Raw genomic sequence first — 8644 nt, forward strand, 5'->3', positions numbered from 1 at the left:
TGGACCGGAAACGCACCGCCCGCGGCCGCCCCGTCGCCGGTGCTTCTCACGCCGACCTCCGTCCCTTCACATCCCGGAGCACACAGGTACGCGACCCTGCCCGCCACGGATCCGCGGGGGACACGGCATTGCACCCTCCAGGACTTTCCCACTCGACGGTAGGGAGTCACTCGGAGTGCGTCAACGATCGCCACACTCGGCACGCCGAGTGGTTTCCACCCCAAGAGTGGTTTCGCGTGCCCTCTCGGCGGGAAAGGCTAGCCGAATGCGCTGAACGGCCTCGGCCGGGTCACTGGTTGCTGGTGCCGAAGTCCTCCGGAGAGATCTGGTCGAGGAACTCCCGGAACTTCTCGACCTCGTCCTCCTGCTCGTCGGGGATGGCGATCCCCGCGTCGTCCAGGACACCGTCACTGCCGAAGATCGGCGTTCCGGTGCGCAGCGCGAGCGCTATGGCGTCCGACGGCCGTGCGCTCACCTCGACCCCGCTGGCGAACACCAGCTCCGCGTAGAACACGCCCTCCCTCAGGTCCGTGATCCGTACCTCGGTGAGCTGCTGGCCCACCGCGTCGAGAACGTCCTTGAAGAGGTCGTGGGTCAGCGGGCGCGCGGGCGTCATGCCCTGCTGGGCGAAGGCGATCGCGGTCGCCTCCCCCGGTCCGATCCAGATGGGCAGGTACCGGTCGCCGCCCACTTCGCGCAGCAGCACGATCGGTTGGTTGGAGGGCATTTCCACCCGGACACCCACGACGTCGAGCTCATTCACACAGCAACCCTAGGCCGTTACCGAAGACTTTGGGTAGTCGGGCGTCCCGCCCCTCGGGACACCCGGCCCGCCCGCCGGCCGAAACATTTCGCCAGTGACCAGGACATACATGGTTACCGCCGAGTCAACCGCGGCTGCCAGATCCCGTTCAGATCTGCCGGACCCGCAGCGCCGACTGGACGAGTGCGGCGTGCAGCCGTACCGACAGGGCGGCCAGCTCCCGCGCCGTCGCCTCGGCATGCGCCCTGGTCTGCGGGTTTCGGTGCCGGCGCAACGGCGCGACCACCTGCTCCACCAGGCTGACCTGGCGGTCCGCGGCGGCCTTGACCGCCCGCAGATGACGCGGCTCCAACCCGAAGTCACCGAGGTCGCGGATGAGCTTGGCGATAGCTGCCGCCTCGGCGTCGTACACGCCGTCCGCGTCCGGCTCGATCAGGCCGTACGACTCCCAGCCGTTCAGCTCCTCCTCGCCGACGCCGGAGGCGGCCAGCAGCTCCTCCCGGGCGATCCGGGACCCACCGCCGCTGTGCTGCTCCGTACCCGCGTCCAGCAGGTCCACCGGCTCGGCCGGGCCCGGCAGGGCGACCTGCTCGCCCGCGTCCAGCGCGTCGAGGTACTCCCTGATCACCTTCAGCGGCAGGTAGTGGTCCCGCTGCAGCCGCAGCACCTGAGCCAGCCGTTCCACATCGCGTACCCCGAACTTCCGGTACCCGGAAGGAGTGCGCTGCGGCTCCACCAGGCCCTCCGCTTCCAGGAAGCGGATCTTCGAGATGGTGACCTCGGGAAACTCGTCACGCAGCAGCGCGAGCACCGCTCCGATGCTCATCAGCCGCCCGTCCGTGGCGGCGGTGCCGTTTCCGGCACCGCCCGGCGGTGTACGCAGCATGAACCTTCCCCTTGCGGGTGTGCGGGTCAGTAGCTCCGCTGGCTCGTGTAGAAGACCAGCCGGTACTTGCCGATCTGCACTTCGTCTCCGTTGTTGAGTGCAACGGAGTCGATCGGCTCACGGTTCACGTACGTTCCGTTGAGGCTGCCGACGTCGGCCACGCTGAACCCGCCGTCGGCACCCCTGCGGAACTCGACGTGCCGCCGAGACACCGTCACATCGTCCAGGAAGATGTCGCTCTGCGGGTGCCGTCCGGCCGTGGTGACCTCGCTGTCCAGCAGGAACCGGCTGCCGGAGTTCGGGCCGCGCTTGACCACCAGCAGCGCCGAACCGAGCGGCAGCGCCTCCACCGCGGCCTGCGCCTCCGGGGTCAGCCACGGCAGCGCCGTCTGACCGGTCACCTCGGCCTCGTAGGCCTCCAGGCCGGAGATCGAGATGGTGGAGGTGGTCTCGGAGGAGCGCTCCGCGGCGGCACCACCGCGCAGCGGCGCACCGCAGTTGGAGCAGAAGCGGCTCGCTTCCGCGTTCTGGTGTCCGCACCTCACACACACCGGCAAGGACGCCATGGGCTGAGCCTCCTGCCGCGGCTGGCCCGCGGGAACGTTCGACGCATACGGGTCGGAGGAAAACCCTCCACCCGTACCTGAGGTCGATGGTTCCTGGAAACCTATGCGGCCCGACGCGGCAGGGTCAACAGATACCGGCCCATGGCCACCCGAAATGTCGCCACCCGGAGCAACCGACTCATCCCGGAAAAGCGGACGCTCCTGGCCCGTCCCCTCACCCTGCGCCTGCCGTGGTGCCCGGTGACGCGCCGTAGCCGGGTCACCCGCCTGACGTGCGCGCCTGCCGAACAACTTCTCAAACAACTTCACGGGCGATTCCCCTTGAAAGAAACAGACCCGCCCGTGGGGCAGGACGAACCCTCGCAACACCGACCGGCCGTTCCGGTCATCCGGACAACGAACCAGGCCACTCCACAGTTTCCACCACGTACCGCCCCTTCGGTACGCCGCCCCCTCGCGCCGTCAACCCCTCCCCAGCTGCGCTCCATGTCCCCCCGCCTCACTGGCCTGACGACCGAGCGTAGTCAGGCTGTTTCACCGATCGCAAGGCGTCCACGACGATCTTCTGCGACGGTACAACGGATACCGTAGCCTGCTCCTTCTGCAAGGTCTGGACCACGCCGCCGGGGATGTTCAACGCCGGTTGCAGGTCAGGCGGGTTGCCGATGACCTTGAACACGTACGGTGGCGACAGCTGGTGCCCGTCGACCGACACGCCGCCCCCGGCGTCCGTGAAGTACGTGCCCGCCACCGCCCGTACGTCGTTGATCTGCACCGCCTCCGCCCCCGCGGCCCGCAGTTCCTGCAACGTGTCCAGCAGTTCGTCCGCCGAGACGGCACCACCGGACGGGCGGATCGTCAGCGTGATCCCGGGGCCCTGGGCGGCCACCGTGCCCGCCAGCACGCCGAGTTGCTGCGCCTTCTGCTGGGTCTGCTTCTGTGCCTCGGCGGCCTGGTTCGAACTGCTCTGCAACTCGGTGCGCTGGTTGTCCAGACCGCGCTTCTCGTCCTCCAGCCGCTGGGTCCTGGCGTCCAGTTCGGACAGGATCCGCACCAGGTCCTCCTGACGGGCACCGCGCAGCACACCGTTGTCACTGGCGGTGCGGACCTGGATGGCGAACCCCAGGCCCAGCGCGAACAGCAGCAGGGCGAAGATGAGTTGGGCCCGGGTGAAGCGCGGCGGCCACAGCCCGTTGACCAGCCGTTGCATACCAGTGGGACGTCCGGCGGTCCCGGTCTCCCTCTCCGGGTCCGGCTCTGACCTGACCTCAGGTTCCGGTTCCGCTTCCGGACCGGGCGTCGGCTTGCCCTCGGACGCCGACTCCGGGGGCAGCGGCTGGCGCTCCGGCTGCCCCTCCGACCGCTCGTTGTCGCTCATCGCCGCCTCACGCCCGGAACACATGGCGGCGGATGGCCGCCGCGTTGGAGAAGATGCGGATGCCGAGCACCACGACCACGCCGGTCGACAACTGGGCGCCGACGCCGAGCTTGTCGCCGAGGAAGACGATCAGCGCGGCGACCACGACGTTCGACAGGAACGACACCACGAAGACCTTGTCGTCGAAGATCCCGTCGAGCATCGCGCGCACCCCGCCGAACACCGCGTCCAGCGCCGCGACCACGGCGATCGGCAGATAGGGCTCCACCGCCGACGGCACAACGGGCCGCAGCACCAGCCCGACCACGACTCCGACGACGAGCCCCAATACGGCGATCACTTCTTGACCTTCCCTGTCTGCGCGGTACCCGAGCCGCCACTACCCGCGACCGGCGCGGCGATGCGCACCGCCACGCTCGGGGCGGCGGGCAGCCGCACCTCGTCCTTCACCGAAATGCTGGTACGGATGCCATAGTTCTGCTGCAACACACGCAGGTACTGGCCGTCCGCACTGCCCTGGAAGGATGTGCTCAGTCGCGGTCCGTCGCCGATCGCGAGCACGGTGTACGGGGGCACCAGCGGCTTGTTGTCGACCAGTATCGCCTCACCCGCGGCGCGGATCGCGGACAAGGCGGTCAGCCGCTGCCCGTTGATGGAGACCGCCTCGGCACCGGACTGCCACAGTCCGTTGACCACGCGCTGGAGGTCACGGTCGCGCACCCGGCCGGTGTCGGAGAAACCGCTGGTCTCCCGTGGCCCGGAACCGGTGCCTCCGGAGGCTTCCTTGGCGTCGTCCACTACCAGTTGGACACCGGGTCCGCTGACCGCCGTCGCACCGGAGAGCAGACTCATCAGGTCCGCGTCGTCCCTGCCGTGCCGGGGCAGCGCGTTCCGCTGCTGTGACTCGACCTGGCCGCGCAGGGTGTTCACGTCCTTCTGCAACCGGTCGGTGCTACGGGTCTCGGCGCTGATGCGGTCGATCAGCTCCTGGCGCTCCTTGGCCAGCGTGGGCGCGGAGTACTGCGCCTGGGCGGCGCCGAGCGTGATCACCAGGGCGACGACCACCAGCCCGCCGGCGAAAACGGCCCGGGCGCGGGTGGTGCTCGGCAGCCGGGAGCGCCCGGTCTCGCCACGGCGGGCGGCGGCCTCCGCGTAGCCGTCGTCCAGGCTGTGCTCCATGATGTTGGTCAGCAGCGACATGGAGGCGTCACGGCGCGGTGGCGGCGTCGAGGTGCTCCGAACGGGGGGCTGCTGCGGCATGCCGCACATCGTCGCACGTCGCACCGACACTTCTCGAACGGCCCCCGTACGACGCGCCGTTCAACTCCGCGTCAGCTCCCGTGGCGCACACGCGCGGCGATGAGACCCGCACGTACGGCACGCGTCGCCGCCCCGAGGGAACGGCGACGCGCATACGTCCGGAAATCAGTGACCGGCGCTCTCCACGACGGCGGACCACTCGTCCAGCAGCGCCTGGGCGGAGGCGTCATCCGGTCCCTCCGCCCACAGCCGGGTCACCGCCTCCGCCGGGTCGGGCAGCACCAGTACCCAGCGGCCGTCCGGCTCCACCACCCGCACACCGTCGGTCGTGTCGACAAAGCGATCGCCCGCCTCCTCCACGACCCGCCGCATGACCATTCCCTTGACCGCCCAAGGCGTGGCCAGGTCCCGCTTGAGCACATGCGCCCGCGGAATCCGCGCGTCGATCTGGCTGAGGGTGAGCTGGGTGCGGGCGACCAGGCCGACCAGCCGTACGAAGGCGGCGGCGCCGTCGAAGACACTGCTGAACTCCGGGATGATCAGACCCCCGCGCCCATCACCGCCGAAGATCGTGGACTCCATCCGGCAGACCCGGGTCAGGTCGTCAGGCGAGGTGGTGGTCCACTCCACCTGCGTGCCGTGGTAGGCGGCGACCTGCTCCGCGATCCGAGTGGTGGTCACCGGCAGCGCCACCCGCCCGCTGCGCCGCTCCGCCGCGACGAGGTCCAGCATGACCAGCAGAGCGCGGTCGTCCTCCACGATCCTGCCGCGCTCGTCCACCAGGGAGATCCGCTCGCCGACCGGGTCGAAGCGCACTCCGAACGCGGCCCTGGCCGAGGCGACGATCTCGCCCAGGCGGATCAGCCCCGACCTGCGCTCGTCCGCGGTCTCGGTCGGCCGGGCCTCGTCCAGGCCCGGGTTGATGGTCAGTGCGTCGACACCGAGCCGGCCGAGCAGGTTGGGCAGCACGATCCCGGCGCTGCCGTTCGCGGCGTCCACCACGACCTTCAGCCCGGCCTCGCGCACGCCGGTGGTGTCCACCGCCCTCAGCAGCGCGCCGGTGTACGAGTCGAAGACGCTGGACGGGAAGGTCAGATCGCCGATCTCGCCGGGGAACGCCCGACGGTACTCCTGGCGCGCGAACACCCGGTCGAGCTTGCGCTGCCCGGCCTGGGAGAGGTCCGCGCCCCGCTCGTCGAAGAACATGATGTCGACCGAGTCCGGCACCCCGGGGGTGGTACGGATCATCACCCCGCCCGCGCTACCGCGCGCGGTCTGCTGCCGGGCCACCGGCATCGGCACGTTCTCCAGGTCGCGTACGTCGATGGCGCTGGCCTGCAACGCGGAGATGACGGCACGTTTCAGCGCCCGCGCGCCACGGGAGTGGTCGCGGGCTGTGGTGACCGTGGAGCCCTTCTTCAGGGTGGTGGCGTAGGCGCCCGCCAGCCGTACCGCCAACTCCGGGGTGATCTCCACGTTCAGGATCCCGGAGACGCCGCGTGCCCCGAACAGGTGCGCCTGGCCGCGGGACTCCCAGATGACCGACGTGTTGACGAACGCGCCCGCCTCGATGGTCTTGAAGGGGTACACCCGGACATTGCCCGCGATGATCGACTCCTCGCCGATCAGGCACTCGTCACCGATCACCGCCCCATCATCGATGCGCGCAGCACGCATCACATCGGTGTTCTTGCCGATGACACAGCCGCGCAAATTCGTCTGCGGGCCGATGTACACGTTGTCGTGCACCACCGCCTTGTGCAGGAAGGCACCGGTCTTCACCACGACGTTCGACCCGATCACCGTGTGCTCGCGGATTTCCGCGCCCGCTTCCACCTTCGCGTAGTCGCCGATGTAGAGCGGGCCGCGCAGTACGGAGTCGGGATGCACGTCGGCGCCTTCGGCCGCCCATACTCCGGGGGAGATCTCGAACCCTTCGATCTCGACGTCCACCCGGCCTTCCAGGACGTCCGCCTGGGCCTTGACGTAGCTCTCGTGGGTGCCGACGTCCTCCCAGTAGCCCTCGGCGATGTAGCCGTAAATGGGTTTGCCTTCCTTCATCAACTGCGGGAAGACATCCCCCGACCAGTCGACCGGAACATCCGGCTCGACGTAGTCGAACACCTCCGGCTCCATCACGTAGATGCCGGTGTTCACGGTGTCGGAGAAGACCTGTCCCCAGGTCGGCTTCTCCAGGAAGCGCTCGACCTTGCCCTCCTCGTCCACAATCGTGATGCCGAATTCCAGTGGGTTCGGCACCCGGGTGAGGCACACGGTGACGAGCGCGCCCTTTTCCCGGTGAAAGTTGATGAGTTCGGTCAGGTCGAAATCGGTCAGGGCGTCCCCCGAGATGACCAGGAACGCGTCGTCCTTGAGTGCTTCCTCCGCGTTCTTGACACTCCCTGCGGTGCCGAGCGGCTTCTCCTCATGGGCGTAGGTAAGGTCCATGCCCAGTTCCTCGCCGTCACCGAAGTAGTTCTTGACCAGCGACGCCAGGAATTGCACCGTAACCACGGTCTCGTTCAGACCGTGCCGCTTGAGCAGCCGCAGCACATGCTCCATGATCGGCCGGTTCACCACCGGCAGGAGTGGCTTGGGCATGCTGGAGGTCATCGGGCGAAGGCGGGTACCCTCGCCACCGGCCATCACGACGGCCTTCATGTCGGAAGCGTCCTCCTCGAAGAGACGGCAATCTCGCCGACTTCACCCGTCCGGATCCACGTGGATCCAGCGCTTTCCAGCGTTGACCCGGCGCTCGAACACTGGCCCGGCGCTCGAGCACCCGGCCTCGTGTGCGCCGGGTGCGCGGGCTCAGTCGGCCGTGGCGTCCGCCCTGACGAGTCGGCGGACCTGAACCACGTAGAGGATTCCTGCCCACCAGTACAGCGTTGTACCCCATCCGGCGAACGCCCATCCGAAAATAGCAGCGAGCGTGTGCAACCACCCGTTGCCCTCGCTCAGCAGCAGTAGCGGAAAGGCGTACATGAGGTTGAAAGTTGCCGCTTTCCCCAGAAAGTTCACCTGCGGCGGCCCGTATCCGTGCCTGCGCAGCACCAGTACCGCCACACCCAGCATCAGCTCGCGGGCGACCAGGGCACCGGTCAGCCACCAGGGCAGGATCTCCCGCCAGGTGAGGCCGACAAGGGTGGACAGAACATAGAGCCGGTCGGCCGCAGGGTCGAGGATGCGGCCGAGACTGCTGATCTGGTTCCACCGCCGGGCGAGTTTGCCGTCCAGGTAGTCGCTGACTCCGCTCAGTGCCAGTACCAGCAGGGCCCAACCATCACAGTTCGGTCCGCCGAACGTCGGCCAGAGAATCAGCCACAGGAAGACCGGCACACCGACGAGACGCGCCATGCTGAGGATGTTGGGGATGGTGAGGACCCGGTCAGTCTGCACCCGTGTCTCCTGGACCTCCACCCGCAGTGCCTCCTGTTGTAAGTCCGGTACCGGTCAGTAGCGGTAAGTGGCGCTCGCCGTCTGGACCATGCGGGTGACGCAGGCCCTGTGAACGAACGTAACGACGATGTGTCTTGACCTTACCGGGGCAGGAGCGTGCCCAGCGCATAGGGGGCACGGTCGGCGGCACTCCGGGCGGCTCCGGGAACGCGAAAGGGGCCTCTTCCCCGACCACCGGTCCGGGAAGAGGCCCCTTTTTGCAATGATTGTTCGGCGGTGTCCTACTCTCCCACAGGGTCCCCCCTGCAGTACCATCGGCGCTGAAAGGCTTAGCTTCCGGGTTCGGAATGTAACCGGGCGTTTCCCTAACGCTATGACCACCGAAACACTAT

Annotated in this window: 8 protein-coding genes and 1 rRNA gene; all 9 read right to left on the reverse strand. The window is 68.3% G+C overall.

Going from position 1 to position 8644, the window contains the following annotated elements; all coding sequences use genetic code 11:
- Positions 1-289: 289 nt before the first annotated feature.
- Positions 290-763: a bifunctional nuclease family protein gene (locus P3G67_RS21310; protein WP_255924243.1), complete on the reverse strand. Its 474-nt coding sequence runs from the start codon at positions 761-763 to the stop codon at positions 290-292.
- Positions 764-911: 148 nt separating this feature from the next.
- Positions 912-1649 carry a transcriptional regulator FtsR gene (gene ftsR, locus P3G67_RS21315; RefSeq protein ID WP_276094879.1) on the reverse strand — a complete coding sequence of 246 codons (738 nt, stop codon included), beginning with the start codon at positions 1647-1649 and terminating at the stop codon, positions 912-914.
- 26 nt (positions 1650-1675) lie between these two features.
- Positions 1676-2632 carry an FHA domain-containing protein gene (locus P3G67_RS21320; RefSeq protein ID WP_391858313.1) on the reverse strand — a complete coding sequence of 319 codons (957 nt, stop codon included), beginning with the start codon at positions 2630-2632 and terminating at the stop codon, positions 1676-1678.
- An 82-nt stretch (positions 2633-2714) separates the two neighbouring features.
- Entirely contained in the window at positions 2715-3593 is an 879-nt protein-coding gene (locus tag P3G67_RS21325; protein WP_276094880.1) for a DUF881 domain-containing protein, read from the reverse strand.
- A 7-nt stretch (positions 3594-3600) separates the two neighbouring features.
- Positions 3601-3933 (reverse strand): small basic family protein, encoded by a 333-nt coding sequence (locus P3G67_RS21330; protein WP_255932469.1) that lies wholly within the window; start codon positions 3931-3933, stop codon positions 3601-3603.
- Positions 3930-4862, reverse strand: coding sequence for a DUF881 domain-containing protein (locus P3G67_RS21335; protein WP_276094890.1), 933 nt, complete (start codon positions 4860-4862; stop codon positions 3930-3932). Before P3G67_RS21335 ends, P3G67_RS21330 begins: the two co-directional genes overlap by 4 nt.
- 156 nt (positions 4863-5018) lie before the next feature.
- Positions 5019-7514 (reverse strand): mannose-1-phosphate guanyltransferase, encoded by a 2496-nt coding sequence (locus P3G67_RS21340; protein ID WP_276094881.1) that lies wholly within the window; start codon positions 7512-7514, stop codon positions 5019-5021.
- 150 nt (positions 7515-7664) lie between these two features.
- Positions 7665-8273, reverse strand: a complete 609-nt coding sequence (locus tag P3G67_RS21345; protein ID WP_269857129.1) for a CDP-alcohol phosphatidyltransferase family protein — start codon at positions 8271-8273, stop codon at positions 7665-7667.
- Between the two features lie 247 nt (positions 8274-8520).
- Positions 8521-8637: ribosomal RNA gene (gene rrf / locus P3G67_RS21350) — 5S ribosomal RNA — on the reverse strand.
- Positions 8638-8644 lie beyond the last annotated feature (7 nt).

The organism is Streptomyces silvisoli, from assembly GCF_029269905.1.
Lineage (GTDB): Bacteria > Actinomycetota > Actinomycetes > Streptomycetales > Streptomycetaceae > Streptantibioticus_A > Streptantibioticus_A silvisoli_A.

Bases quoted from the DNA above. Each gene is read 5' to 3' on its own strand.
- ftsR (WP_276094879.1), bottom strand. From the start codon at position 1,649: ATGCTGCGTACACCGCCGGGCGGTGCCGGAAACGGCACCGCCGCCACG.
- P3G67_RS21325 (WP_276094880.1), bottom strand. From the start codon at position 3,593: ATGAGCGACAACGAGCGGTCGGAGGGGCAGCCGGAGCGCCAGCCGCTG.
- P3G67_RS21335 (WP_276094890.1), bottom strand. From the start codon at position 4,862: ATGTGCGGCATGCCGCAGCAGCCCCCCGTTCGGAGCACCTCGACGCCG.
- P3G67_RS21340 (WP_276094881.1), bottom strand. From the start codon at position 7,514: ATGAAGGCCGTCGTGATGGCCGGTGGCGAGGGTACCCGCCTTCGCCCG.